At 65.6% G+C, this 25,636-nt stretch carries 20 protein-coding genes and 1 tRNA gene; 4 read left to right on the forward strand and 17 right to left on the reverse strand.

The window, feature by feature from the left end:
* Positions 1-11: 11 nt before the first annotated feature.
* The 6 genes from FRZ44_RS13425 to FRZ44_RS13450 all read right to left on the reverse strand — a co-directional run bounded on the left by FRZ44_RS13425 (position 12) and on the right by FRZ44_RS13450 (position 5,610).
* Positions 12-635 carry a TPM domain-containing protein gene (locus FRZ44_RS13425; RefSeq protein ID WP_151177676.1) on the reverse strand — a complete coding sequence of 208 codons (624 nt, stop codon included), beginning with the start codon at positions 633-635 and terminating at the stop codon, positions 12-14.
* A 22-nt stretch (positions 636-657) separates the two neighbouring features.
* A complete protein-coding gene (locus tag FRZ44_RS13430) occupies positions 658-1,470 on the reverse strand; it encodes a TPM domain-containing protein (RefSeq protein ID WP_225308679.1) in 813 nt (270 codons plus the stop codon).
* A complete protein-coding gene (locus tag FRZ44_RS13435) occupies positions 1,470-2,135 on the reverse strand; it encodes a LemA family protein (protein WP_151177677.1) in 666 nt (221 codons plus the stop codon). The genes FRZ44_RS13430 and FRZ44_RS13435 overlap by 1 nt, the downstream gene beginning before the upstream one ends.
* A 5-nt stretch (positions 2,136-2,140) precedes the next feature.
* Positions 2,141-3,034 (reverse strand): DMT family transporter, encoded by an 894-nt coding sequence (locus tag FRZ44_RS13440; protein ID WP_151177678.1) that lies wholly within the window; start codon positions 3,032-3,034, stop codon positions 2,141-2,143.
* 56 nt (positions 3,035-3,090) lie between these two features.
* Complete coding sequence (ilvD, locus tag FRZ44_RS13445; RefSeq protein WP_151177679.1) at positions 3,091-4,812, reverse strand: dihydroxy-acid dehydratase; 1,722 nt, start codon at positions 4,810-4,812, stop codon at positions 3,091-3,093.
* Positions 4,813-4,932: 120 nt separating this feature from the next.
* Positions 4,933-5,610 (reverse strand): hypothetical protein, encoded by a 678-nt coding sequence (locus tag FRZ44_RS13450; RefSeq protein WP_151177680.1) that lies wholly within the window; start codon positions 5,608-5,610, stop codon positions 4,933-4,935.
* A gap of 99 nt (positions 5,611-5,709) precedes the next feature.
* Between FRZ44_RS13450 and FRZ44_RS13455 the strand changes: the two genes are divergently transcribed.
* A complete protein-coding gene (locus FRZ44_RS13455; RefSeq protein WP_151177681.1) occupies positions 5,710-6,951 on the forward strand; it encodes an aminotransferase class V-fold PLP-dependent enzyme in 1,242 nt (413 codons plus the stop codon).
* A gap of 206 nt (positions 6,952-7,157) precedes the next feature.
* On the opposite strand, the gene FRZ44_RS13460 is transcribed toward FRZ44_RS13455, so the two are convergent.
* The 3 genes from FRZ44_RS13460 to FRZ44_RS13470 form a co-directional block, all read right to left on the reverse strand.
* Entirely contained in the window at positions 7,158-9,803 is a 2,646-nt protein-coding gene (locus FRZ44_RS13460; RefSeq protein ID WP_151177682.1) for a valine--tRNA ligase, read from the reverse strand.
* Positions 9,804-9,996: 193 nt separating this feature from the next.
* Positions 9,997-10,884 carry a DUF2497 domain-containing protein gene (locus tag FRZ44_RS27575; protein ID WP_151177683.1) on the reverse strand — a complete coding sequence of 296 codons (888 nt, stop codon included), beginning with the start codon at positions 10,882-10,884 and terminating at the stop codon, positions 9,997-9,999.
* Positions 10,885-11,080: 196 nt separating this feature from the next.
* The gene (locus FRZ44_RS13470; RefSeq protein ID WP_151177684.1) at positions 11,081-11,731 is read right to left on the reverse strand and encodes a protein-L-isoaspartate O-methyltransferase family protein; all 651 of its coding nucleotides are present in this window, start codon (positions 11,729-11,731) and stop codon (positions 11,081-11,083) included.
* Positions 11,732-11,961: 230 nt separating this feature from the next.
* Here FRZ44_RS13470 and FRZ44_RS13475 point away from each other — a divergent pair.
* The 3 genes from FRZ44_RS13475 (at position 11,962) to FRZ44_RS13485 (ending at position 14,604) form a co-directional block, all read left to right on the forward strand.
* Positions 11,962-12,035, forward strand: a tRNA-Cys gene (locus FRZ44_RS13475).
* Between the two features lie 59 nt (positions 12,036-12,094).
* A complete protein-coding gene (locus FRZ44_RS13480; protein ID WP_191908077.1) occupies positions 12,095-13,198 on the forward strand; it encodes a glycosyltransferase family 4 protein in 1,104 nt (367 codons plus the stop codon).
* Positions 13,195-14,604 carry an O-antigen ligase family protein gene (locus FRZ44_RS13485; RefSeq protein WP_151177686.1) on the forward strand — a complete coding sequence of 470 codons (1,410 nt, stop codon included), beginning with the start codon at positions 13,195-13,197 and terminating at the stop codon, positions 14,602-14,604. Before FRZ44_RS13480 ends, FRZ44_RS13485 begins: the two co-directional genes overlap by 4 nt.
* Here FRZ44_RS13485 and FRZ44_RS13490 read toward each other — a convergent pair.
* The 8 genes from FRZ44_RS13490 to FRZ44_RS13525 all read right to left on the reverse strand — a co-directional run bounded on the left by FRZ44_RS13490 (position 14,598) and on the right by FRZ44_RS13525 (position 25,534).
* Complete coding sequence (locus FRZ44_RS13490; protein WP_151177687.1) at positions 14,598-15,635, reverse strand: glycosyltransferase; 1,038 nt, start codon at positions 15,633-15,635, stop codon at positions 14,598-14,600. The genes FRZ44_RS13485 and FRZ44_RS13490 overlap by 7 nt on opposite strands.
* 184 nt (positions 15,636-15,819) lie before the next feature.
* Positions 15,820-16,602, reverse strand: coding sequence for a M48 family metalloprotease (locus FRZ44_RS13495; RefSeq protein ID WP_151177688.1), 783 nt, complete (start codon positions 16,600-16,602; stop codon positions 15,820-15,822).
* 254 nt (positions 16,603-16,856) lie between these two features.
* On the reverse strand, positions 16,857-18,278 hold the full coding sequence (locus FRZ44_RS13500; protein WP_151177689.1) for an ATP-binding protein: 1,422 nt from the start codon (positions 18,276-18,278) through the stop codon (positions 16,857-16,859).
* Positions 18,279-18,651: 373 nt separating this feature from the next.
* Entirely contained in the window at positions 18,652-19,986 is a 1,335-nt protein-coding gene (locus tag FRZ44_RS13505) for a TolC family outer membrane protein (RefSeq protein ID WP_191908078.1), read from the reverse strand.
* A 528-nt stretch (positions 19,987-20,514) separates the two neighbouring features.
* Positions 20,515-21,843 (reverse strand): HlyD family type I secretion periplasmic adaptor subunit, encoded by a 1,329-nt coding sequence (locus FRZ44_RS13510; protein WP_151177691.1) that lies wholly within the window; start codon positions 21,841-21,843, stop codon positions 20,515-20,517.
* Between the two features lie 19 nt (positions 21,844-21,862).
* Positions 21,863-24,040 (reverse strand): type I secretion system permease/ATPase, encoded by a 2,178-nt coding sequence (locus FRZ44_RS13515; protein ID WP_151177692.1) that lies wholly within the window; start codon positions 24,038-24,040, stop codon positions 21,863-21,865.
* A gap of 425 nt (positions 24,041-24,465) precedes the next feature.
* Positions 24,466-24,792: a hypothetical protein gene (locus FRZ44_RS13520; RefSeq protein WP_151177693.1), complete on the reverse strand. Its 327-nt coding sequence runs from the start codon at positions 24,790-24,792 to the stop codon at positions 24,466-24,468.
* Positions 24,793-24,976: 184 nt separating this feature from the next.
* The gene (locus tag FRZ44_RS13525) at positions 24,977-25,534 is read right to left on the reverse strand and encodes a ribbon-helix-helix domain-containing protein (RefSeq protein ID WP_191908079.1); all 558 of its coding nucleotides are present in this window, start codon (positions 25,532-25,534) and stop codon (positions 24,977-24,979) included.
* Positions 25,535-25,636 lie beyond the last annotated feature (102 nt).

Raw genomic sequence — 25,636 nt, forward strand, 5'->3', positions numbered from 1 at the left:
TCCCTCGTTCATCATCCGCGTATTTCGATCAACACGTCGGGCAGGCGGTTGGGGTTGTCCGTCTCGGCGGGCATATGGCGTGCGAGCTGGCCGCCGAGGATCTCGATCGTCGCGAGGAATCCGTCCGCCACCCGCCCCTGCTTGACCTGCTCCGCGAAGGCCGCGACCGCCTTGCTCCAGACGCCGACCGTGACCCGCTCATGGATGCCGCGGTCGGCAATGACCTCGACATAGCGCTCGGCGGCCGAGACGAAGAGAAGGATGCCGGCGCGTTCGGGCGTGTCGGCCAGCCCCAGATTGACGAATTGCTCGCGGGCGAGGCGCTCGGCGTGAAGCCGCTGGATCGAGTCCGGCACCAGCGCCATCAGCACCGGACGCCAGCGCAGCAGCAGCAGGAGGACCAGGAAGGTGACGACCTGGATCACGTAGAGCGGCAGGAACTTGGTCGTCGCATCCAAGGCCCACAACACCGGCGCGACCGTGAAAGCGCCGGCCACGGCATAAAGCAGCGAGACAAAGAGATAGGAATCGGCCCGATCCGCCACGACCGTCACCAATTCTCCACTGGTGCGGGCCTCGACCACGCGGATCGCCGCTTCGATGCGGTCGCGTTCGGCCTGGCTCAGAACGGACATGGGAGCACCTCAATCACGGGGGTCACCAGCGCCCCGAGGAGCCACCGCCCCCGAACGAGCCGCCCCCGAACGAGAAGCCCGAACCGGACGAGCTGAAGGAGCTGGAAGAACCGAAAGAGCTGCTGGAGGTCCAGCCCCGACCGGTCGTGCCTCTGCCCTTCTTCCCGAACCGTATCGCCAGAATCACGATCGCCAGCCAGAAGGAAATGAAGGCGACCGGGACGATCCAGAAGGGAAAGAAGAAATCATTCTCCTGTCGCATCTGCTCCTGCAGCTTGGTCTGAAGCTCGGCGTTGTCGCCGCCGGACCATTGGCTCGGCGCATAGTCGCCATTGAGCGCCTTCAGGAGGCTGTCGGTGCCTGCGACGATTCCCTGATCCATATGGCCGGCCCGAAAGGCCGGCAGGATATCGGTCTGGATGATGCTGGCGGTGATGGCGTCCGTGAGCACGCCTTCGAGCCCATAGCCGACCTCGATGCGCACCTCGCGCTCGTTCGGCGCGACGATCAGCATCGCCCCGTTGTTCTTACCGACCTGGCCGATGCCCCAATGCCGGCCCAGTCCGACCCCATACTCCTCGATCTCGAGCCCCTGCAGCGAATTGACCGTGACGACCACGAGCTGCGTTCCGGAAGGCGTCTCGATCTGCGTCAGCTTGGAGTCGAGTTCGGCGCGCTGCTGCTGCGACAGCAGTCCCGCCTCGTCCACGACCCGACCCGTCAATTCCGGCCATTTGGGTTCTGCCGCCGAGACACTTTGCGATGCGAGCATCGCCGCCAGCAGCAACGCCGGCCACAAGCCCCGCCAGAGCGCGATCGCCATCCGCGCGCGCATCAATTGCCCGATCCGCTGCCGCTGGAACCGGTGGTGCCGGTGCCGAAATCGACCTTGGGCGCGTTGATGACGTCGGCCGCGACGGTGAAGTTCTCCATCGGCTGGGCGTCGGGATAGAGCAGCGCCTTCCACCAGCGCCCCGGGATCGTCTTGAGCTCGGTGTTATAGACGCGCACCGCCTCGATATAGTCGCGGCGCGCCACGGCGATCCGGTTCTCGGTGCCTTCGAGCTGCGACTGCAGCGTCAGGAAATTCTGATTGGCCTTGAGGTCGGGATAGGCCTCGACCACGACCATCAACTTCGACAATGCCCCGGTCAGGGCCGCCTGGTTCTCCTGGAAGGCCTTGAAGGCGTCGGGATTGGTCAGGATGTCGGCGGGGATCTGGGTCTGCGTGACCTTGCTGCGGGCCTCGACGATGGCCTGGAGCGTGTCGCTCTCATGGGCCGCATAGCCCTTCACCGTCTCGACCAGGTTCGGCACCAGATCGGCGCGGCGCTGATACTGGTTCAGCACCTGGCTCCAGGCGGCCTTGGCCTGTTCCTCATAGGTCGGGATCGAATTGACGCCGCAGCCCGCCAACAGGAACAGCGGCAGCAGCGCCAGGAGACCCAGCGACAGACGCCATCGGGCGGGCGCCCTCTGGTGGTGAAGGATTTCAGTCATTGGAATCAGCCTCCTGTTGGCCGCAATTTGGCCCGCCGCGTCTCGCCATGCAAGGTCCAGAACCCGTGCAGGAGGATCGCGCCGACGATGACGGCGCCGCCGATCAGGGTCGACCGTCCCGGAACCTCGCCCGCACCGATCCAGGCAAGCAATGGCGCAAAGATCAGAGACAGCCGCGTGGTGAGCGCGGCCTCCGCCGCCGGCAGATGCCGCACCCCCATCGCCAGCAGCACATATTGAAAGCCCAGTTGAAAGATCCCGAGGGCCGCACAGATCGCGAGGTCATGCGCCGAGAGGGAGAAATCGGCGATCCAGGGCGCGGCCAGCGCGGCCGTCAAGAAGCCGGCGACAACGAACGAAGGCAGCATGTCGATCGTCCGCGCGCGCCGCATCAGCACATACATGGCCGCCGCCGACAGCGACGCCCCCAAGGCAAGCCCGTCGCCCATCAGGTTGCCGCCGGTCAGGTCTTCCGCTGTCATCAGGAAGACGCCGACCAGCGCCAGGAGGATCGCCAGCCAGGTCGCCGGCGACATGCGCTCGCGCAGGGCGAACCAGCCGAGCAGGCCGGTCAGGAGCGGCGTCAAGCCGTTGAGAAAGGTGGTCCGCGCAACGGTGGTCAGAAACAGCGCGAAGATGAAGGAGATGGTCGAGAGCGAAAAGACCAGGGCGCAGAGCAGGCCGTTGAGATTGACGCTGCGCATCGCCTCGATCATCCGGCCCTTGCGCGTGACGGCGATCCAGACGATGACGGTGAGCGCAAAGAAGAGCGAACGATAGAAGATCGTGCGCCAGGCCGCCGGTTCGTCGAGCCAGCGCAGAAGCATCCCCGCGGTGGCCGTGAAACCGGTCGCCGTCGCCAGAAGAAGAAACCCCAGCGAACGGTTCTGCTCCTGCATGACCGTCCCTGGGGTTCCTGTCGTCGTCCAACGGCTCCGATCCGGAGCCGAACCGGTCAGATATCGGCGAAGCTGTGGGTTTCGGCCTTGCCGCCGGGATGACAGACGGCGCCCTTCTCAGCGTCGCCCACGGTCTGGGCGTAACGCCAGATGGCGCCCGACTGATAGTCGTGGCGGCGCGGCTTCCAGCTTTTCCTGCGCTCCGCCAGCTCGGCGTCGCTGAGGTTGACGCTGAGGGTGCCGGCCGCGGCATCGATGGTGATGATGTCGCCGTCCTTGATCAGGCCGATCGGCCCACCGACCGCGGCCTCGGGGCCGACATGCCCGATGCAGAAGCCGCGCGTGGCGCCGGAGAAGCGGCCGTCGGTGATGAGTGCCAGCTTGTCGCCCATGCCCTGGCCATAGAGTGCCGCCGTGGTCGCCAGCATCTCGCGCATGCCGGGGCCGCCGCGCGGCCCCTCATAGCGGATGACCAGCACCTCGCCTTCCTTGTAGCGGCGCTCCTGCACCGCCTTGAAGCAATCCTCCTCGCAATCGAAGCAGTGGGCTGGCCCTGAGAACTGCTGCTTCTTCATGCCGGCGACCTTCACGATGGCACCCTGCGGCGCCAGATTGCCCCGCAATCCCACCACGCCGCCGGTCGGGGAGAGCGGCTTCGAGGTCCGCAGGATCACGTCCTGGTTCTCGGGGAACTCGACCGAGGCCAGGTTCTCCGCGACGGTCTTGCCGGTGACGGTGATGCAATCGCCATGGAGGAAGCCGCCTTCGAGCAGCGCCTTCATCAGCACCGGCACGCCGCCGACCTCGAACATGTCCTTGGCGACATAACGTCCGCCCGGCTTCAGGTCGGCGATATAGGGCGTCTTGCGGAAGATCGCGCAGACATCGTGGAGATCGAACTCGATCCCCGCCTCATGCGCGATCGCCGGCAGATGCAGGCCGGCATTGGTCGAGCCGCCCGAGGCCGCCACCACCATCGCCGCATTCTCGAGCGCTTCGCGCGTGACGATGTCGCGCGGACGGAGCTGGCTCTTGATCAGCTTCATGACTTCCTGGCCGGACGCCTCGGCATAGGCGTCGCGGGAGTCATAGGGTGCCGGCGCGCCGGCCGAACCCGGAATGGCGAGGCCGATCGCTTCGGACACGCAGGCCATGGTGTTGGCGGTGAACTGGCCGCCGCAGGAGCCGGCCGAGGGACAGGCGACGCATTCGAGCTCATGCAGCTCGGCGTCGTCGATCTTGTGCGCGGCATGGGCGCCCACCGCCTCGAACACGTCCTGCACCGTCACATCCTTGCCGCGGAAGCGGCCGGGCAGGATCGAGCCGCCATACATGAAGACCGAGGGGACGTTGAGGCGGACCATCGCCATCATCAGGCCGGGCAGCGACTTGTCGCAGCCCGCCAGGCCGACCAGCGCGTCGTAGCAATGGCCGCGCATGGTGAGCTCCACCGAATCCGCGATCACCTCGCGGCTCACCAGCGACGACTTCATGCCGGCATGGCCCATGGCGATGCCGTCGGTGACCGTGATGGTGGTGAATTCGCGCGGCGTGCCGCCGGCGGCCTTCACGCCCTTCTTCACCGCCTGCGCCTGGCGCATCAGCGAAATGTTGCAGGGCGCCGCCTCGTTCCAGGTGGTCGCCACGCCGACGAAGGGCTGGGCGATCTCGGCCTCGGTCATGCCCATCGCGTAGTAATAGGAACGGTGGGGGGCGCTCTGGGGGCCGACGGAGACGTAACGGCTGGGCAGCTTGCTCTTATCGAATGTCGCGGTCATGGCAGGCCTTCGCTCTGGTGAACCTTGCTCTCTCAAGGACTTGCGAGCGTCACCTTACCGGCGCCCCCGGGGGCTCGCCAGCCCCTAAAGCCCGCAAGCCTGCCCTGCGTCCGGAACGGGTCAGGGGACGGGTGCGGGCCGCTGTGCCAGCATAGGGTGGGGCCAGGGCGTCGGACGCGGAGGCTGCAGGGAGGCCGAGGGCGGCGACAGGTCCTGGACCAGCAGGATGCGCATGGACGGCGTCTCGTCGGTGATCAGGAAATGGAAATCGGCCGAGGCGCCGGGCGGCACGAATCCGTCTTCGAAGGTGAGGCCGTCATAGGGTTCGTCGATCGCACGGATCTGGCCGAAGTTGCTGGATGTCACCGTTCGGCCCGCCGCCCCCTGACCGAAGGACAGCCCGTCGCCATAAGGGCTCGAGCGCTCCTCGGTCTCGCGCAGCTCCATCCGGAAATCATGCCAGGCTTGGTTGCTCAGGTTTCGGACGATCTTGGTCATGGCGAAGCCGGTCAGATGCTGGGTTGCGCAGCGATTGCCGAAGGTCGACCGCAGGCCGGTGATCTGCAGGATCGCCGGGCCCTGGCTGCCGATCTCCTCCACCACGACGAAGGGATCCTCGAGACGCCCGGTGCCGGTGACGGCGATGAGCCGGAATCCGCCCAGCTCGTCGCTGAAGGTCAAACCCTCGACGGTAAAGGAGGCCGCCCCGGCCGGCAGAATGGGCGCCAGGATCAGGAAGACCAGCGAAAGTCCGATCAGCCCCCGCATGGCGCCATCATCGGGCCGCCCTTTCGTCACGTAAAGCTCCACCGAAAGAGTGGGTCTCCTGCCCTTGACCCTGCCCGAACCGGACCGTTAGCCTCCCCCGCCCTTCCCTCGTTCCATGAGCTTCTCTTCATGAACCCGCCTTCCCTCGACCTGGATTTCGTGCGGCGCCAGTTTCCGCCGCTCGCCAATGGCTGGATCATGCTGGAGAACGCGGGCGGCTCCTACGTGCCGCAGAGCGTGATCGATCGCGTCACCAGCTATATGAGCGAGGTCCAGATCCAGCCGAGCTGGGATTTCGGCCCCTCGGCGGACGCGGCCGCGCGCATCGCCACCGGGCGGCGGCTGATGGCCGAGATGATCAATGCCGAGCCGGAGGAAGTCTCCATCGGTCCCTCGACCTCGCTCAATGTCTATTTGCTGATGCAGTCGATCCGGAGCTGGTTCAAGCCGGGCGACGAGGTCGTCGTCACCAACCAGGACCACGAGGCCAATATCGGCGCCTGGCGCCGCCTCGCCGAGGACGGCGTCGTGATCCGCGAGTGGCAGATCGATCCGGTCACCGGCGAGCTCGAGGAGGCGGCGCTGGAGCGGCTGCTGAATCCGCGCACGCGCCTCGTCTGCTTCACCCATTGCTCCAACATCGTCGCCACGATCCACGATGTACAGCACCTCGCCAGGCGCATCCACCAAGCCGGCGCGCTGGTGATGGTCGACGGCGTCGCCTGCGCGCCGCACCGCCATATCGACGTCAAGGCGCTCGATGTCGATTTCTACGCCTTCAGCCTCTACAAGGTGTTCGGACCGCATCAAGGGCTGCTCTACGGCAAGCGCGAGCATCTGCTGAAGGCGCGTGGGCAGAATCACTTCTTCATCGAGGAAAACGACATCCCGCTGAAGCTGCTGCCGGGCGGCGTGAACCACGAATTCACCGCCGGCCTGACGGGCATCGCCGACTATATCGACGGACTCTATTCGCATCACTTCAAGGCGCCGGAGAACAGCTTTCTCAGCCGCACGAAGCGCGTGTTCGAGCTGATCGGCGCGCATGAGGAAGCGCTGGCCAACCAGGCACTCGATTTCCTGCGCGCGCGAAAGAAGGTGCGGATCATCGGCCAGACGCGGGCCGCCGGCCGACGCGCGCCGACGGTGTCGTTCACCGTCCAGGGGATGAGCTCCCGCAAGATCGCCGAGGCGCTCAACGCCCAGAAGATCGCCATCGGCTATGGCGATTTCTACGCCAAGCGCTGCATCGATGCGCTCGGCACCGCACCCCAGGACGGCGTCGTGCGCATCGGCCTCGCCCACTACAATGGGGCGGAGGAACTCGACCGCGCACTCACGGCGCTGGATCAGGTTATCGCGAAGGGGTGATGGATTTTCTTTCCTCCCCTTCACGCAGTGAGGGGGAGGGTTACGCAGGCTTAGTCGGAGCGCAGCGGAGACTTAGCCGGAGCTGGGAGAGGGTGTGTGCGCAAGAGGGGCCCACCTCTCCCAGCTTCGGGTAAGCGCAAGCTGCGCTTGCGCCAACCCTTCGCATCCCTCTCCCCCCGCTACGCGGGCGGAGAGGAAGGATTAGATCAAAGCCCCGCCAGCCGCTCCAGCGCGCTCTTGAGCTGGCGCTGCGACTGTTTCCCGTCCGCCAGGCGCTCATGCTGCTGGTCGATGACCTCGGGTGGGGCCTTGGCAACGAAGTCGGCGTTGCCGAGTTTCTTCTCGATCTTGACGATCTCGCCTTCGACCTTGCCGAGCTCCTTGGTCAGGCGCGCCTTCTCCTTGGCGACGTCGATCAGGTCGGCCACCGGCAGGATGAAGACTGCTTCCTCGAGCGGGATCTGAACGGCGCCCTCGGGCGGGGCTCCGGCAAGGGAATCGATCTGGCTCAGGCGCGCGAGTCGCCGGATCAGGTCGCCATAGGTGGCGAGGCGCTTCTGCGTCGCTTCGCCCGCCCCCTGCACCAGCATCGGTGGCTGGCCCGACGGTGCCAGATTCATCTCGGCGCGCACCGTGCGGATCTCCGAGATCAGGCGGACCACCCAATCGAGCTCGGCCATCGCCTCGGGATCGCCCATGCCGGCGGGATAGTCCGGCCAGTTGGCGCGGATCAGCTCGCCATTGCCGCCGAGCTGCCCCCAGATTTCCTCGGTGATGAACGGCATCAGCGGATGCAGCAGATGGCAGATTTGCCCCAGCACCCAGGCGGCGGTCGCCCGCGTCTCGGCCGTCGCCGCCTCGTCGCCGCCGCCGAAGATCGGCTTGGCGAATTCGAGATACCAGTCGCAGAACTGGCCCCAGGTGAATTGATAGAGGCTGCTGGCAGCATCGTTGAAGCGATAGCCCGCGATCGCCGTCTCGAACTCCTGCTTCGCCAGGGCCAGCCGGCCGAGGATCCAGCGATTGACCTTCTGCTTTGCGGCAACCGGCCGGAAGGAGAGATCGAGCTGGGCGCCGTTCATCTGGCAGAAGCGCGTGGCGTTCCAGAGCTTGGTCGCGAAATTGCGATAGCCCTCGACGCGCGATTCCGCGAGCTTGACGTCGCGGCCCGGGGCTGCCAGCGCCGACAGCGTGAAGCGCAGCGCGTCGCAGCCATATTTGTCGATCAGCTCGAGGGGATCGATGATGTTCCCCTTCGACTTGGACATCTTCTGCCCGTGCTGATCGCGCACCAGCGCATGGATGTAGACGGTGCGGAACGGCACATCCTTCATGAAATGCAGACCCAGCATCATCATCCTGGCAACCCAGAAGAAGATGATGTCGAAGCCGGTCACCAGCACGTCGCCAGGGTAATAGCGCTTAAGCTCCGGCGTCTGGTCGGGCCAGCCGAGGGTCGAGAACGGCCAGAGTCCCGAGGAGAACCAGGTGTCGAGGACATCCTCGTCGCGCTTGAGCGGCACGACCTTGCCGTAGAACGCCTTGGCCTCGGCCATGGCGGTCGCCTCGTCCTCGGCGACGAACACCTTGCCGTCCGGTCCATACCAGGCCGGGATCTGATGGCCCCACCAGATCTGGCGCGAGACGCACCAGGGCTGGATGTTGCGCATCCATTCGTAATAGGTCTTGGTCCATTGCTCGGGCACGAATTTGGTGCGGCCCTGCTCGACCGCCTCGATCGCGGGCTTGGCGAGCGTGGCCGCGTCGACATACCACTGGTCGGTCAGCCAGGGCTCGATGACGACGCCGGAGCGGTCGCCATAGGGGATCGTCATCACCCGGTCCTCGATCTTCTCGAGCAGCCCCATGGCCTCGAGCTCCGCGACGACTTTCTTGCGCGCCTCATAGCGATCGAGGCCGCGATAGGCTTCCGGGACGCTCTCGTTCAGACGAGCATCGGCGTCGAAGATGTTGATGCGCTCGAGATCGTGGCGCCGTCCCACCTCGAAATCGTTGAAGTCATGGGCCGGCGTGATCTTGACGGCACCGCTGCCCGTCTCGGGATCGGCATAGAGATCGGCGACGATCCTGAGCTTGCGCCCGACAAGGGGCAGGATCGCGTGCTTGCCGATCAGATCCTGGTAGCGCGGGTCGTCCGGATGCACCGCGACACCGCTGTCGCCCAGCATGGTCTCGGGGCGCGTGGTCGCCACCACGATGAAGCGCCCCTCCTCGCCCTCGATCGGATATTTGAAATGCCAGAGATGGCCTTTGATCTCGCGCTGCTCGACCTCGAGATCCGAGATCGCGGTGTGCAGCTTCGGGTCCCAATTGACCAGCCGCTTGTCGCGGTACATCAGGCCCTGGCGATAGAGCTCGACGAACACCTTCCGCACCGCGCGGTTGAGGCCCTCGTCCATGGTGAAGCGCTCCTTCGCCCAGTCGGGCGAGGCGCCGAGCCGGCGCAGTTGGCGGGTGATGGTGCCGCCGGATTCCGCCTTCCACTCCCAGACCCGCTTGATGAATTCCTCGCGGCCGAGATCGCTGCGGTGGAGCCCTTGCGCCTCGAGCTGGCGCTCGACCACCATCTGGGTCGCGATGCCGGCATGGTCGGTCCCCGGCTGCCAGAGTGCATCGCGCCCGCGCATCCGCTCATAGCGGATCAGCACGTCCTGCAGGGTGAAAGTCAGCGCGTGGCCCATATGCAGGCTGCCGGTCACGTTCGGCGGCGGCATCATGATCGTATAGGGCTTCGCGTTCGAATTGGTGTCCGCGGCGAAGGCCCCCTCGGCTTCCCAACGGGCGTAATGCTTGGCCTCGACCTCGGCGGGATTGAAGGTCTTCTCGAGCATCGTCGGGGGCTTTCCTAAGCTCTCAAGGGTCTGCGGGTCGTGGGCTGGCGGTTCGGGAACGAACGCAGGGGATTAGCCTTGGCAAGGGGTCGGACGCAACCCCTCGCGGGGACGCGCAGGGCGTTCGCGCCAGCTGGCGGCGGGGTTGACGGGATGGGTCCGGGACGGGCCCTGAGGCCCGCCGGGGCCGGTGCTAGCTGCGGCGGCCGAGAGACCGCTCGACCAGCCCTGCGATCTCTTCCCGGACGATCCGTTCGACCAGGCCCGGCAGGTTCGCATCCATCCACTCGCGCAGATGGACCTCAAGCCGTTCGCGCATGATCTGATCGACCATGCGGCGGCCTTCCTCGGTGAAGCCGCGCCCGGGCTGGACCACCTGGGCCAGCACCGAGAGAGCCGCCGACGAGGCGATCTCGGTGGCCTCGGACATGAGGCGGCTGCTGCCTGTCGTCGACGGCTGGGGCCGTGGCGGCGCTGGCGGCGACGCCACGGAGATTTCGAGGGGCTCGAGGTTGTTTTGCACGTCGGGCTCAGGCTCCGGTTCTGGTTCGGCCTGGATCTCGATTTGGGCCTCGGATTCGGGCTCCGGCGCGGGTTCTGGTTCATGCAGGGGCTCGGGCTCGAGCTCCGGTTCGGGGACAGGCGCCAGGGCCGCCCGCACAGGCGGGGGAACGGGCGCGGCGGGCGGGACCGCCGCCGCGGGGATCGGCGCCGGCTCGGGCACGGGTGCGAGGGCTGCAGGCGGCGCGGCGGGCATCGGCTCGGGATCGGGCTCGGGCTCGGGCAGGGTCGGCGCGGCAACCTCCTCCACCAGTTCCAGCGGTTCGGGCTCGACGGCCTCCTCGGACGCGATCTCGGTCAGTTCCAGGACATCATCAGGATCGGGGGCCGGCTCGGCGGCTGGCGGGACCGCGCGCAGCGTCACCGGTGGCACTTGCGGCGCCTCGGCAGCCGGGGCCGGAGCCGCCAGTGTTTCGGGCGTTCCGTCCGGCGCGCGCTTACCATCCTCCGAGATGATGCGGCGGATCGAGGAGAGGATCTCCTCCATCGTCGGTTCTTGCGCGCCGCGCGCCTGGCTCATGGTTTTGCTCCTGACCGCGCGTGATTGCGCGGGATCACCTAGTCTTCAACCGTAAACAGTTAATTTACCATAAAACGTGCCGGGGCTCAGGCAAAGCGGGATCGGCGCTTCCCCTGAAGATGGGAGCGCTTTCAGGCCTTTGACCGAGTCGGAACGCGCCTCCCGAGTCGCCGTCGTCCAAGACGTCCGAAACCGGTCAGAACACGAAGCTGGGGGCCTTGGCGAAACCCGGCAAGGACGGCACGGAGCAGTCGAAAACCACCCGTTGCGAAAGCCCCGCCTCGGTTCGCGTCGCCAGAATGGCCCGGCCGGGACCGTCGGCCTGCAGGACCGCCACCAGGCGGCCGCCCACAGCGAGCTGGCCGACGATGGAGTCGGGGATCTGCTGGACGGCGCCGTCGAACAGGATGACGTCGTAGGGCGCCTTCGCCGGGTACCCGGCCGTCAGGGGTGCCCGGGCCAGGTTCACATTGCTGGCGCCAAGATCGACCAGAAGCTCCTGGGCCTTCTGCGCCAGCGCCGCATCGCTCTCGACCGCCACGACGCTGTTGGCGATACGGGCCAGCACGGCCGCCGAATAGCCATTGCCGCAGCCGATCACCATCGCCTGATCGCTCGCCTTCACCTCGGCGAGATGGAGCAGACGGCCCAGCACCATCGGCTCCATGAGATAGCGGCCCGGCGCGATCTGCAGGTCTTCGTCGAGATAGGCGATGCTCTTGAGCGCGCGCGGCACGAACAGCTCGCGCGGCACCTCGCCCATGGCATCGAGCACGGCATCGTCGGTGATCTTGTTGGTGCGCAGCTGGCTTTCCACCATGCGCCGGCGCAGGGCCGAGTAATCCATGAAATCCCTCTCCTGGCCTTCCCAGCGCCGCGGCGGACCCTTTCCGGGCAGGTCCCCCGCAGGCTCGAGGCCCAGCGGATATACAATGACGGCCGGTCCTTAGACAATCCGCCTGGAAAGCCCTTGAGCGCAAAGGCCGATCCCGCGCCTTGACCCTGTCCCGGGCCGCCGCTTATACATCGCGCTCCGCCGGTGGCCGCCCTCTTCGATGGCGCCTCCGGACGCCCTCCGGCCCGGTGGCAGAGTGGCTATGCAGAGGACTGCAAATCCTCGTACATCGGTTCGATTCCGGTCCGGGCCTCCACATACTAGACTAAAGCCGGCAGCGGTCCGGAAGGGGTGGCTGGGCAGATGGGGGCGGCCTTGTCACCTGAAGCGGCGAATCCCGGTTCCGCTCGCCCCTGGGCCGAGGTGACCGACCCCGAGCTGATCGTCGCCAATCTGCACCGCAATTATACCGGCGTGTCGACCACGATCGGCGCCCTGCTGCCGCTGCAGGCGGCGCGTCATCGGCTGTGGCTGATGGGACGTCCCCTGCCCGGCGGCCCATCAGCCCATTCCCTGGCCGCGGCCCTGGCCGTCTCGCGCCGTCCTCCGGCGGGGCGGCCTTTCCGCATCTGGCATGTGCGACGCAATGTGGAGCTTCAGGTCGCCTGGCTGGCGCGCGACCTGCTCCGTCTGCCGATCCGGATCGTCTTCACCTCGGTCGCGCTCCATACGCACTCCTTCTGGCCGCGCTTCCTGATCGCGCGCGCGGATGCGGTCATCGCCACCTCGATGCGTGCGGCGAGCCTGCGACCCAACGTGGCCGGCATCGTGCCCCACGGCGTCGACACCGGTTATTTCCATCCGCCGGCGGATCGCGGGCAGGAATGGGCGCAGGCCCGGCTGCCCGGCCGCTATGGCATCGGCATCTTCGGACGCGTCCGCCGCGGGAAGGGGACCGACCTCTTCGTCGAGGCCCTGTTGCGGCTGCTCCCCCGCTACCCGGACTTCACCGCCGTCATCATCGGGCCTTGCAAGATCAGGAACCGGTCCTTTCAGGCCACCCTCATCAAGCGCATCGCGGCGGCCAATCTTTCCGATCGCATTCGTTTTCTCGGCGAGATCGAATGGGCCGAGGTTGCGGCGTGGTATCGCCGCTTGTCGATCGTCGTGGCCGCGGCACGATACGAGCCCTTCGGCGTCACGATCCTGGAAGCGATGGCATCGGGTGCCGCGGTGGTGGCCACGCGTACCGGCAATTACGAGGCGATGATCGAGGAAGGCCAGAACGGTTTCCTGGCCAAGCCCGGGAATATCGAGGAGCTGGTCGCATCGTTGGAAAGGGTGATGTCGCAACCGCAGCGCATGCAGGCCATGGGCGTCGCCGGGCGGCAGAGAGCGACCGCGATGTTCGGGGTGGAAACCGAAGCGGAAGGAATCTCCAAGGTCTACGAGACGCTCTGGCAAGGCGGCGGCCGATGAAGGCCGCAGAGCCTGGCCCTGTCGGCTTTTTGCGCTCGCTGGCAGCATTCGACGCGAAGGCCATGGAGCGCCTGGCGCCCACCTCGCTCACGCTCGTCCTTCTCTATGCCGGCTGCCTCGCGATCGGGAACAGCCCGGGAAATGTGCTGCTGGGGATCCTGGCGATTTCGGCCTTGCCGATCGTCGCCCTGCGTCCGGAGCTGCGCCGCAGCCCGATCCTGCTTCTCTCCCTTCTCCTCCTCCTCTATCTGCTGGCGATGGCGATCCGGGCCGACCTGCAGGGCGTCCCGGGCCGGCATCTCCGGGCGATCGACAATTTCGCCTTCTTCGCCTTTGCGCCCTTCGTCGCGGTTCATGTGGCGATTGCCTTGCGCTTCCGCATGCGCTTCGAACGGCTCTGTCTGCTGACGGCCGCCCTCTTCGTCGCGGGCTCGTCGGCAAGGCTGTTCTGGAATGCCGATTGGGCGGCCGGCCTGTTGCTGTTCGGGGAGTATGAGTGGGGTGCGGGCGGCAGCAATCGGAACTACCTCTCGATCGAGGCCGGGCTGGCGCTGCTGGCCGGCGGATCGCTGCTGGTGCTGGCCGTCGCGACCCGGCGCTGGCGGCCGTCGCTCCGTCTCATCGGCGGCGGCCTTCTCGCCACCGTGTGCGCGCTGGATTTCCTGGCACTCGTCGAGATGAAGAGCCGGACGAACTGGATCGCCGCGGCCATCGCCGGCCTGGTCTGGCTGCTCACGCTGTTCATCGGGTCGCTTCGCCGCGGCGGGACGCGGCAGACGGCTTTATGGAGTGCCGCGCTGGCGGTGGTCGTCCTCGCCGCTGCCGGTCTCGCCGGCTTCTCGAGCCAGATCGCGTCCCGCCTCTCGGACAATGGCGGCGTGACCGCGAATGCCGAATTGTTCGCCGGAATCGTGACCGGCAAGGTCGACCGATCCTCGATCGACTTCGAGGCGTACGATCCCCGCCTCTATCTCTTCGTCACGGCCCGCGAGTTGATCGCCGCGAAGCCTTTGTTCGGATGGGGGCCCGATATCGGGCCCCTGGTGAAGGCGCATGTCGGCGTCAAACCCTTGCAGGGAAAGACGCAGTTTCACGACGCCTATCTCGAATCCCTGGTTGGGCTGGGAATCGTCGGCACGGGCCTGATCGCCTGTCATCTGGCGGCGGTCGCCTTCGCCTGCCGGCGGCGAACCGCCGCGCCGCTCGATCCCGAGCTGGGCAGCGTGCTGGCAGCCCTGCTCGCGAGCAGCCTCACCTATGTCGCCGTCGTCGCCATCGCGGAGAGCGCGAACCGGATGGAGATCATCACGCAGGGGCTCGTCCTGGTCTTCGCGTTGATGCTCGGGCGCGGAAGCGTCGGTCAGGCCATCGGACGCCCGGCCGACCCCCCCGCCAGCCCTCAGTAACCCTGGACCTTCCGATATTGCTGCGGCAACTCGTCGAGCACGCCGCGAACGAAGCCGACACCGCGTCCCGCCATGCGGGTCGCACCGATGACGAGCTGGGCACCGGCGGTACGGTTCGCCAAGGCGACGAGCATCCCCGCCGGGAACAGGACGACCGCCCCCATCGCCGAGACCGCGCCCCCGATGACGGCCCTGATCAGGGCCTGACCGAAGCGGCCTGCGCTCCGACGCTGATAGCTGCGCACCATGCCGGAATGCATGCGCCGCAGAAACTGATAGCGCAGGGTCAGGCGTTCCGCCGGCAGGATCTCGGTCACCACCGACGCCGGTTCATAGACGACCTTCGCTCCCTTGCTGCGGATCGCTCGGTCCATGGCGGTGTCGGAGCCGCCGGAGCGGGCAAATCGGCTGTCGAAGCGCAGACCCTGGGACATCAACCAGGGAAGATCGGCACACCAGTTGGCCGTGGTGATGACGCTGTTGCCGGCCTTGCCGGCGGTCAGCCGAACGCGCCATCGCTGACGGCGGTGCGAGCTGGCGACGAGGCCGCGACAGATGAAGTCGCGCCAGGCGCCGATCGGCTCCTGCGGCGGGCCGAACAGGATGGGCCCGCCCGTCAGCTGCGCCCCTTCCCGACGCGCGGTCTCGACCAGGGCCACCAGCCATCCGGGCTCGGGAAAGGAATCATCGTCGATGAAGGCCAGCCATCTCGCCCGCAAGGCGGCCGCGGCGTCGAGGGCGCGATTTCTCACGGCCGGAATCCCCGGCTGCGGCTCCATGACATAATCGATGCGGGTGCCGCTTGCGGCGGCGGCAGCGGCGACGACGCTCCGGGCGCTCTCGGCAGGATCGTTGTCGACCACCAGGAACATCACCGAGCTTGCCGGCGGCCTTTCGGCGGCGAGACAGACTCCAAGGCAATGAGCCAGCATGCGAGGGCGCTGGCGCGTGGTGATCGCGACCAGGACAAGCTCGGTGGCCGTGCCGGCACCGGCTTCTCCGTCAACGGCCCGGATGTCGGAGACGGTCATGCCCGCCGCCCGCTCAGCGCGCGCGACCGCCCTGCCCGGTCAGTCCCGCCCCCTCTTGGCTTCCAGGGCCCTGTCGTCCGGCGATCGACGCCATCGCATACGCTCCGCTCTGCATCCGTTCGGGGACGAACCTAGGGCAGACCCGGCGGAGCGGCAATTTCAAAAGGCCCGCCCGAGCTGGGCTCTACTCCTGAGGCAGCTTGTTCGGGCTCGCCTCGACCTCGAGGATGGCCTTGTCCCAGGCGGCGACACGCTCCGGCCCCGCCGGATGGTCGTCGAACCAGGAGGCGTGGGTTTCGCTGTCCATCTTCGACAGGACCACCCAGACCCGGCCGGCTTTCTCCAGGTCGTAGTTCGCGCGGGCCAGCAGATAGCAGGACAGCAGATCCGCTTCGCGCTCCTCCTCCTTCGAAAAGGAGAGCGCACCGAGCGATGCGCCCAGCCCCACGGAGTTGTTCAGCGCGTCCGGGTCTCGATAACCGGTCGCCACCATGGCGCCGCCCATGAGGATGCCCGCGAGGACGGCACCGATCGTCGCATTCTGCCGCTTCTCCTCGACATGTTGCGCGATCTCGTGACCCATCTCATGGCCGACGACGGCAGCCACCTCGTCTTCCGTATCGAGATATTCCATGAGGCCGCGATAGATCTCGATCCGGGTGCCGTCGGTCTGGGCATTGACGGTATCGTCGGCGACATAGACCACGTTGAAGGTGCAATGCGGCGCATGCGCGTAGGTGCACAGACCGGGCGCCGCGGCTTCCAGCCGGCCCGCGACCCGGTTCACCATGTCGCGGTTCTCCTCGGCAGTCCGGTAATGCTTGGGAAGATTCGACGGCTCGCCGGCCACCGCCAGGCTCGCCCGATTGACGTCGGCGTCGCTGATGGCCGGCAGCCTGAACTGAGCGCCGGCGCAGCCGGTCAAGGCTGCGAGCAAGAAAAGCGCGGCAATCGGAGCCATCTTCATGGCGTCGCCTCCCCCGCGAGAAGCACGCGACGCAAGATCGAAACCTGCCCCACAGCGCTGTTCTTCAGCCGTTGGTTCTGTCGGGCTGGAGCCGTTCCTATCGGGGTTCGGCTCTTTGCGTCACGCGATACCCGCGGGGGCAGAGGTTACTACTTTTGCGGGATATCCCGTCAAGAGCGACCATGGGGGATGGCCGATCCCTAGGGAAAGAGCCGACCTGACACTACTATAGCGTGTATTATTCCGGAAAATCGTCAGGCCGCGAGAGCCGCCACGCTCCGTGGCAGCAGAATCCGTACGCAAGTGCCGCCCTCAGAACGGCGCGAAATCTCGATCTTGCCGCCCTGCAGCTCGACGAAATGGCGGGCGATCGTCAGGCCCAGCCCGAGCCCGCCATGCTCCCGCGTGTCCGACCCGTCGCGCTGCCAGAAGGGCCGGAAGGCCGCATCGATCGCTTCGCCCTCGATGCCGGGTCCCTGGTCCATGACCGTAAGCTCGATGATGTCGCGATCGACCTGGCGGGATCGAACCTCGATCAGGCTGCCGCGCGGCCCGAACTTCGACGCGTTGCCCATCACATGGATCAAGGCCTGGCGCAGAAGCTTCGCATCGCCATGAGCGAGCAAGCGGTCGTCCAGGTCGCTCTCGATGCGCTGGTGCTTCTCGCTGACGGCCGGTTCGATGAAACCGATCACCTCGCGCAGGACCGCCGCCACGGAGAATTCGCGCTTCTCGGCCTCGAAGCCGGTGCCGTCGATGCGCGCCGCGGTGAGCACGTCATTGACGATCTCCAGCAGCCTCTCGCCCGAGGCCCGGATCATCTGCACATACTCCTTGTTCGCCTCGGGCTCGGTGGCCGCCTGCATCAGCAGCAGATCGGAAAAACCGATGACGGCGTTCAGCGGCGTCCGGAACTCGTGGCTGATATTGGCCATGAACTGGGATTTGGCGCGCCCGAAGCTCTCCGCCCGATCCAGCGCGGCCATATATTCGCCATTGCGGCGCTCGAGCTGCACCGCCAGTTCCGAGAGCCGGGCATTGCTCGCACGCAGGTCGCTCTCATGCTGGCGCAGGGATTCCTGCGACCGGCGAGCCCGGTCGGTCTGGAGGACGATCGCAGCGAACAGGGGCGTCGTGATCGCGATCGCGATCACTTGGTGCGGTCCGCCTGCGATCATGAGTTCCAGCGCCCGCGACCGGCTCTCAGTCAGGAAGGCTGCCAGCGGACCGGCGATCCCGACGACGACGCCCAGGATCGAGAGCTGCAGCAGGCCGGGCCGCCCTCCCTGCCGGCGCAGAAATGCGATGAGCCTCGTGGCCACGAGATAACAAAGACCGATCGACGCGAGGCCGGCCATCATGACCGGACCGCCGGCCGCAACCCGCGTCGCCATTGCCACGGCGGCCGTCAACAGCCCGGCCAGGGGCCCGCCGAAGAGCACGCTGAGCGCGATCATGGCTGCGCGGACATCGATATGCAGGCCCGGATAGGGTTGCGTCGGCTGAAGCATCGAGAGCATCGCCATGACGGCAAAGGTCGCTCCCCAGATCGCCGAACGGCGGGCGACCGGCATCGCATCCACGATGGATCGCTGCCATCCGATCCACAGGCAGAAGACGCCCATGACAGAGGCGTGCAAGACGACGTCGTAGAGACCTGAAAGCACGCCGCTCATTGGCCCGTGAACGCCTTTCCCCCCGCGCGCCGAATCCAGCGCTGTCACCTCTCTTGCGGCACGGGCGAGGGGCCGGGCGGCAAACGGACGGCGTCACTCCGATCATTCCGCCGATTCGCTGCCAATCCCCTAAAATCGAGCGGGATTAATCGTTTGGCGCTGGCCTGGAGGCCCCCTTAGACCTTCTGGGGAGAAGCCGTTCCGAGGCGGTTGGTGTGGAAAGCGGCCCCAAAAGGAAAATCCCCCGGATCGGGGGATCCGGGGGATCAGTGTACGCCGGCCGCTGGCGTGAGTGGGGGTACCGGGCCGGTTCCTGGCCTGGGCCCGCCTGCTTGAACGCTGGCGGGCCCGTTGGCGCAGATTGATCGTCGTCTCAGTTATAGGTCGGGACGATCGAGGTTTCCGGCTTCGTGACATTGAGGCCCTTGGTCAGGATGCCCATCGTGGCGAGAAGGCGGTAGCTGGCCACCATCTCGGCGTAGGTCGCGGTCACCAAGGCGTCACGGTTGAGGAACAGTTCGTTGTCGGCGTCCAACAGATCGAGCAGGCCGCGCTGGCCGATATCGAACTGCTGACGATAGATGTCACGGGTATTCCGCGACGCCTCGACACTGCGCTGCAGGATTTCGACGTTCGAGCGAGCGGTCTGGATCGCGTTCCAGGCCACCTTCGCGTCCTCGGCGACCTGCCGCTCGTTCGTCAGCAGCTGATCGGTCGCTTCGGTCAGGCGGTGCTTGAACTCGTGGACACGAGCGGTATCCGCACCACCGCGATAGAGGTTCCAGCGAGCCACCAGAAGTGCCGAGGCATCCTGGTCGCTGCGGGTCGTGCCGCCAGCGTTGGTATTGTTGTTGGCGGAGACTTCGAGACGAACATCCGGCCAGTAGGAGGCCTGCTGCTGCTCGACGTCATGAGCGGCAACTTCCACATCGGCGCGAGAGAAGCCGATGGTCGGGCTGTTCGCGATCGACTGCGCCACCGCGTCTTCAAGGCTCTGCGGCAACAGGTCGGCCGGAACCGTCGGCACCGTCAACGAATCGGGCGCCTGGCCAACCGTCTTCATGAATGCGTATTCGGCGTCGGCGAGATCCCCACGAATCTGCGTCAGTGCCGCTTCCGACGAAGCGAGGCGGGCTTCCGCCTGGCGAACGTCGGCGATATTGCCACCACCCGACTGGGCGCGAAGCTGCACATCGGAAAGAGTGCTGCGATGGATCGCCACGTTATCCTCGGCGATCGCGAGACGCTCGCGATTGCGCAGGACCTCGATGTAAGACCGGGCCGCATCGAGCGAAACGTCTTCCGAGGTCTCGCTGACACGGTTGGCCGCCGACTGCACGCGCGACTGCTGACGGGCGACTTCGCTGTCGGCGAAGAAGCCGTCGAAAATCAGCTGGCTGACAGTGATCGACGCGTCCGCACGCGGCTCGAAATTGCTGCCGCCGTCGCTGTTGTTCGTCGTGTTGTTCTTCGTCCACTCCGGGCCGCCGTCCAAACGGACGTCGACCTGCGGATAGTAGAGAGCTTCACCCTGACGCAGCTCTTGATCGACCGCTTTGCGGTCGTTCGACACGACACCGACGCGCGGGTTCGTCGAAACCGCGAGCGCCGCCGCCTCTTCGAGCGTGATCGCCCTGGCGTTGTCGGACATGGCAAACATTGCCGTCGCCGCAACGGCAGCGAGAAGAATTGACTTGCGATGCTTCATTGGATTCAGGCCCCCACACCTGGTCATATGGTTGGGGACTCGCCAGTTGAACCCAGCGCACCAGCCCCCATGATCAATGGCTCTCGTCGCGGAACGCGATGCGAGCCCCCTCCCCGCCGGTCAAGGCGGGACTGCCCGATAATTAGCATTACCTATTTACAAATGCACGCCCTTTTACGGCCACAGCGCCGCAAGAAATTGCTGCATGTCCTTTAGAATGGCCAAAATTAGACTTTTCCGACAGGTCGCCGTCACGTCGATGTGGCTCCCTTGCAACAGCGTCCGGAATAAGCGCACGGAAATATTCTTTCCTATCGCGCCGGGCTGAAACCCGCCCGAGACAAAGGGCGTCGTGGCCGGCCACGGAAGACTCACCGATCCTAGGAAATTATGCCGACGCCGGGGCGCGCGCCCCTTCGCTGCAGCGCAACAACGGCCCGCCGCGGAAACCGGGCGACATAGCTGGGGCTTTCACGGGGAGCGGGGCCGGCAGGACCTCGACGGCCCTGCCCTGTCGCCCCTCCTGGCTCAGCGTTCGCGCAAGGCCGTATCGCGGGCGCGCATGACGGGCGCCAGCAGATATTCCAGCACCGTCTTATGGCCGGTGAGGATGTCGACCGAGGCCGTCATGCCGGGGATGATCGGCAGGGGCTTGTCGGTGGAGCCGAGGAAGTTCTTATCCGTGCGCAGACGGATGCGGAAGAAATGCTCGCCCTTCTCGTTCTGGATGGTATCGGCGCTGATCTCCTCCACCACGGCATCGAGGCCGCCATAGGTCGAGAAATCATAGGCCGTCACCTTGACGACCGCCGCCTGCTTCGGGCGGATGAAGGCGATGTCGGACGGGCGGATCTGCGCCTCGACCAGCAGCGTGTCCTCGATCGGCACCACCTCGATCAGGTTCTGGCCCGGCTGGATGACGCCGCCGATGGTCCGGATCTTGATCTCCTTGATGGTGCCATGGACCGGCGAGCGCACCTCGGTGCGGGTCACGCGGTCCTGGTTGGCGCCCATTTCCTCGGTCGTGGCGGACAGTTCCAGCTTGGCCTTGGTCAGGTCCTGCGAGGCGTCGGTCTTGAAGGTCACTAGGCGCTCGTTGAGGCGCTTGCGCGCTTCTTCGACCGCGGCCTCGGCGCGGGGCCGCGCGAGGTCGGCGGCATTGATATCGGATTTGAGGTCGTTGACCTGGCGCTCGAGGCGCAGCAGATCGACCTTGGAGACGACCCCCTGGTCCGCGAGCGGCCGGGTGATGTCGAGCTCCTTCTGCGCCAGCCCGAAGGAACTGCGCAGATTGTCGGCCTTCCCTCGCAGCTCGGCCAGTTCCTGCTGCCGCTGGGACAGCTGATCCTGGAGAATCGCGAGCTGCGACTGCAACTGCTGCTGACGGATGTTGAAGAGCGCCAGCTCGGAGCGGGCCACTTCGGGCGCGCCCTGCAGCAGATCGTCGGGAAATTTGATCGCTTCGGGATCGGTGACGCCCGCGATCTCCGCTTCCAGGCGGGCGACCGTCGACAGCCCGCTGAAATAGCGCTGCTTCAACTCGCGCAGGCGCGATTCGGCGGCCGTGTTGTCGATGCGCATCAGCACCTGGCCCTTTTCGACGATCTGGCCTTCGCTGGTCAGAACCTCGGCCAGGATGCCGCCTTCAAGGTTCTGGATCACCTGCGTCTGGCCGGACGGGACGACGCGCCCCTCGCCGCGGGTCACTTCGTCGAGAACCGCCTGGTCGGCCCAGATCAGGAACGAGATGACGATGACGAAGACCATGCCCAGGAGGATATGGGCGAAGCGGCGCGTGACGCGGCGGTCGATCTCCGAAGGATCGATCCAGTCGTCGTAATGCTGCAACGAAGTCATCTTGATGCCCCTTCCGATCTCAGCCTTCGGCGGCCTTGACGCGGCCCTTCATTAGCGCGTCGAGCACGCCTGCCTTCGGGCCGTCCGCCACCACCTTGCCGCCGTCGATCACGATCAGGCGATCGACCAGGGAGAGCATGGAGTTGCGGTGCGTCACGAGGAGCAGGGTCTTGCCCGGCAGAATCTGCGCCAGGCGATTCTTGAAGGTGGTCTCGGTGCTGTTGTCCATGTGGCTGGTCGGTTCGTCGAAGACCAGCACGGTCGGGTTCATCAGCAGCGACCGGGCGATGGCGATCGCCTGGCGCTGACCGCCCGACAGGTAACGGCCGTTCTCGCCGACCTGCATGTCGTAGCCATGCGGATGGCTGCGCACGAACTCGTCGACACCCGCCACCGTCGCCGCCCGCAGGACCGACGCCTCGTCCACATAGGGCGCGCCGATGCCGATATTGTCCTTCACCGAGCCGAAGAAGAGATGGGCGTCCTGTAGCACGCAGCCGATGTTGCGGCGCAGGTCCGCGGGATCGAGCTGGCGGATGTCGGTGCCGTCGACCAGCACCGCGCCCTCCTCGGGCTCGAACAGATTCACGACCAGGCGCTCGATCGTGGTCTTGCCCGACCCGATGCGCCCGACGATGGCCACGCGCTCGCCCGGCTGGATCTTGAACGAGACCGAATCCAGCGCCTTGCCCTGCTGGCCGGGATAGCGGAACGACACGTCGCGGAACTCGACCGCGCCTTCGACATGCGGCCGGCGCAGGAAGTCCTTGCCCAGCGGCCTTTCGACCGGAAGGGTCATGAGCTTGTTGAGGCCCTTGAGCGAGCTCCAGGACTGATTGAGCCGCACCATCATGCCGGCGATCTGGCCCAGCGGCGCCATGGCACGGCCGACCAGCATCGAGGTCGCCACCATCGCGCCCATGGTCATCTCGCCCTCGGCGGTGCGATAGACGCCCCAGATGATCGTGGCGAGCGTGGTGAATTGCAGCGACAGCGAGACGAAGTTGACCGAGATCGACGACCAGAACCGCGACTTGGTCGAGGTGGTCGCGAGCGCATCGACGAAACCGTCCCAGTCGCGCTGGCGATGGCCTTCGGCCGACGCCACCTTGATCGTGTCGAGGCCCGAGATGGTCTCGACCAGGACCGCGTGTTTCTGCGCACCCTGGCGGTAGGCCTTCTCCGACGCTTTGCGCATCGGCACCTGCACGATCATGCTCACCGCGATCACGACCGGAATCATGACCAGCGGCACGATGGCGATCGGACCCGCGATCAGCGAGATCACGAAGATGAACAGGAACAGGAACGGCAGGTCGACGATGGCGGCGAGCGATGCCGAGGTGAAGAAATCGCGCAGCGGCTCGAAGCCCTGGATGTAGTTGGCGAAGGCGCCCGAGGATTGCGGCGCGGAGTCCATCCGGATGCCGAGCACCTGCCCGAAGATGCGGGCCGAGATCTTCCGGTCCAGCGCCTTGCCGGTGCGCTCCAGGAAGTAGCCGCGCAGGGTGCGCATGATGAAATCGAAGCAGTAGGCCGCGGAGACGCCGATCGCCAGCACCCAGAGGGTGTCGAACGCGCGGTTCGGAACGACGCGGTTATAGACCGACATCACGAAGACGGGCGAGATCACGGCGAAGATGTTCAGCAGCAGCGAGGCGATGATCACCTCGACATAGATGGTCGAGAAGCTGCGGACCGAGCCCCAGAACCAGTTGCCGTGATGCTCGATCGAGATGTCGCCCGAGCGCGCGTCCATGCGGATCTTCGGGCGCGCGATGATGCAGGTGCCGCTGTAGAGATCCTCGAGCGTGGCGATCGAGACGCGCTTGCTGCCGTCGATATTGTCGGTCGTGACGATCTCGGCGAACTCGCCGTCTCGGCGCAGCAGCACGCAAGCCTGCTTGTCCTTCAGCAGCAGGACGCAAGGCAGTGCCAGATCCGGAATCGAAGGAAGCGTGCGCTTGGAGACGTTGGCCGCGAGGCCGATGCGCTCGGCAGCCTTCAGGAACAACGGCGGCGTCAGTCCGCCGGCGGCAACGGGCAGGCCGGCGGCCAGCGCGGCGGGAGACCGCGGCGCGCCATAAAGGCGCGAGAGAATGACCAGGGTCTGAAGGAGAGGATCGTCGCGTTCTACCGGGCCCGAATACTCGACAGGCACGGCCGCTTCTGGGGCTTTCTGAACCGCCGAATCCATCTGAACTGTCCTTGTATTACCAGTCGCCCCAATCTGACGGTCGCGTCTTAGATTATCGTTAATTGTGACCGCTCTGTGGCCGACGAGAGGGCAGCCTTATATCGGAGTTGCCGTCCTCGCGGAAGAGCGATCGCTCGTTTTCTCGGAATTCGGCAATCGGGTTAAGGCATTACGGCAAATCAATGGCGCGCTCGCGCGCTTCTTCTTTGCCGCCCATGAACGCGGCATCGGCGATCGTGAGACAAGATTACATTCTTGTCATTGCGTGAGGGCGTCACGAAAACCTGATTGTGTCGCGCGCAAGCCCCAGCGCGACATCTCCGCCAAGGAACGAAGGGACCGCAGTCCCGTTCCCTCACCACGGTGTGGCCAGGCCCGATAGATGCAAAATAAATTTGGCTCCCTATGGCGGGAGCCAATCGAGATCAGCCGACGTGCGATGCGATCGTGATCTCGACTTCGGGCGAGTAGTACAGCCTCATCCCGCCTTCGAACGCATAGAAAGAAAGACCGTTCACATCGGTGCCGTCAGCCGTGAAATGGCTGTCCGCAACGCCGCTCTCCGAGATCTGAAGATCGGTCACGATATTCAGATGCAGATGCCCCTGAGGATTCATCACCACGATCTCGCCGTTCGAGTCCGGCAAGAGATCGTTCAGCGACAAGGTGATGTGGTCGGCATCCGAATTCGCTGCCGGCGCTGGGGGCGTCGCAGACAATTTCAGGTCGCCGCCGTCATCGACGATACTCATAGCCATCGCTCCTCAGCCCCCTGCCAAGCCCCGTCCGCGAAACCTTACGGGATGGTTAGGGTTTACACGCCGTTAAACTGTAGGGTCAGTGGCGTTCGATTTCAACAGAATTTAGCGCAAATTTGTCGCATCTGGCAGGCGTGACACGGACTTAGCAGCCGCCCAGGCCTTCGGCCGCGAAACATTAACTCGGTCCACGGTCGACGAGGAGGAGGAACGAAGAGCCACCGACCGGGTCGATCACGCCCGGGCAGATGTTGGCCCTGGCTGTCACGACCCGTCCCGGGCGCAGATAGACAATCCGCCCCTGATAGACATGATGTGCCCCATTCTCGAATTCCTGCAATATTTTATCTAATGGAATCTGAGATTTAATCTGAATATAATGACCGATCATCCGGCCGATGAGCGCCGCCGCCTCGACACCCAGCCACTGCACGGCCGCTTGGTTGGCGCGTTGGATCGACTGATTGTGCGACACCATCAAGGTGGGACTCGGACAGGCGTCGACGATCAGTCCCAAAGGCACGCCCTGGTTGGTCAGACTCCGCTCCTCGAGCTCGCCTTCGACCCGATTAAGCTGCTCCAAGGTCCTGGAAAGACAATAGGATCTGATCGCGGCGGTGAGATTGATCTCTTCCGTCGCACTCCGGGCCACGTGGCCGATGAGCTGGTTGAGCCGCAAGCCCTGCTGCTGTGAAAGATCCTCGAGCCGTTCCCACCAGATCGGCTCCAGCTTCACGGAATAACGTCGCCCCTCGAATTGAACGATTCGATGTCGCATTGGCCCCCTCACCCCACAGCCCACATCATAGTGTGCGGTGTCGCCTCTGTCAGTTAGAAA

Origin of the sequence: Hypericibacter terrae, assembly GCF_008728855.1 — a bacterium.
Lineage (GTDB): Bacteria > Pseudomonadota > Alphaproteobacteria > Dongiales > Dongiaceae > Hypericibacter > Hypericibacter terrae.

Coding starts and splice junctions, on each gene's coding strand:
- FRZ44_RS27575 (WP_151177683.1), bottom strand. CDS start 10,884: ATGAGCCAGGCGCGCGGCGCGCAAGAACCGACGATGGAGGAGATCCTC.
- FRZ44_RS13485 (WP_151177686.1), top strand. CDS start 13,195: ATGAAGGCCGCAGAGCCTGGCCCTGTCGGCTTTTTGCGCTCGCTGGCA.
- FRZ44_RS13460 (WP_151177682.1), bottom strand. CDS start 9,803: ATGCTCGAGAAGACCTTCAATCCCGCCGAGGTCGAGGCCAAGCATTAC.
- FRZ44_RS13490 (WP_151177687.1), bottom strand. CDS start 15,635: ATGACCGTCTCCGACATCCGGGCCGTTGACGGAGAAGCCGGTGCCGGC.
- ilvD (WP_151177679.1), bottom strand. CDS start 4,812: ATGACCGCGACATTCGATAAGAGCAAGCTGCCCAGCCGTTACGTCTCC.
- FRZ44_RS13505 (WP_191908078.1), bottom strand. CDS start 19,986: ATGAAGCATCGCAAGTCAATTCTTCTCGCTGCCGTTGCGGCGACGGCA.
- FRZ44_RS13470 (WP_151177684.1), bottom strand. CDS start 11,731: ATGGATTACTCGGCCCTGCGCCGGCGCATGGTGGAAAGCCAGCTGCGC.
- FRZ44_RS13510 (WP_151177691.1), bottom strand. CDS start 21,843: ATGACTTCGTTGCAGCATTACGACGACTGGATCGATCCTTCGGAGATC.
- FRZ44_RS13455 (WP_151177681.1), top strand. CDS start 5,710: ATGAACCCGCCTTCCCTCGACCTGGATTTCGTGCGGCGCCAGTTTCCG.
- FRZ44_RS13500 (WP_151177689.1), bottom strand. CDS start 18,278: ATGAGCGGCGTGCTTTCAGGTCTCTACGACGTCGTCTTGCACGCCTCT.
- FRZ44_RS13425 (WP_151177676.1), bottom strand. CDS start 635: ATGTCCGTTCTGAGCCAGGCCGAACGCGACCGCATCGAAGCGGCGATC.
- FRZ44_RS13495 (WP_151177688.1), bottom strand. CDS start 16,602: ATGAAGATGGCTCCGATTGCCGCGCTTTTCTTGCTCGCAGCCTTGACC.
- FRZ44_RS13430 (WP_225308679.1), bottom strand. CDS start 1,470: ATGCGCGCGCGGATGGCGATCGCGCTCTGGCGGGGCTTGTGGCCGGCG.
- FRZ44_RS13435 (WP_151177677.1), bottom strand. CDS start 2,135: ATGACTGAAATCCTTCACCACCAGAGGGCGCCCGCCCGATGGCGTCTG.
- FRZ44_RS13520 (WP_151177693.1), bottom strand. CDS start 24,792: ATGAGTATCGTCGATGACGGCGGCGACCTGAAATTGTCTGCGACGCCC.
- FRZ44_RS13440 (WP_151177678.1), bottom strand. CDS start 3,034: ATGCAGGAGCAGAACCGTTCGCTGGGGTTTCTTCTTCTGGCGACGGCG.
- FRZ44_RS13515 (WP_151177692.1), bottom strand. CDS start 24,040: ATGGATTCGGCGGTTCAGAAAGCCCCAGAAGCGGCCGTGCCTGTCGAG.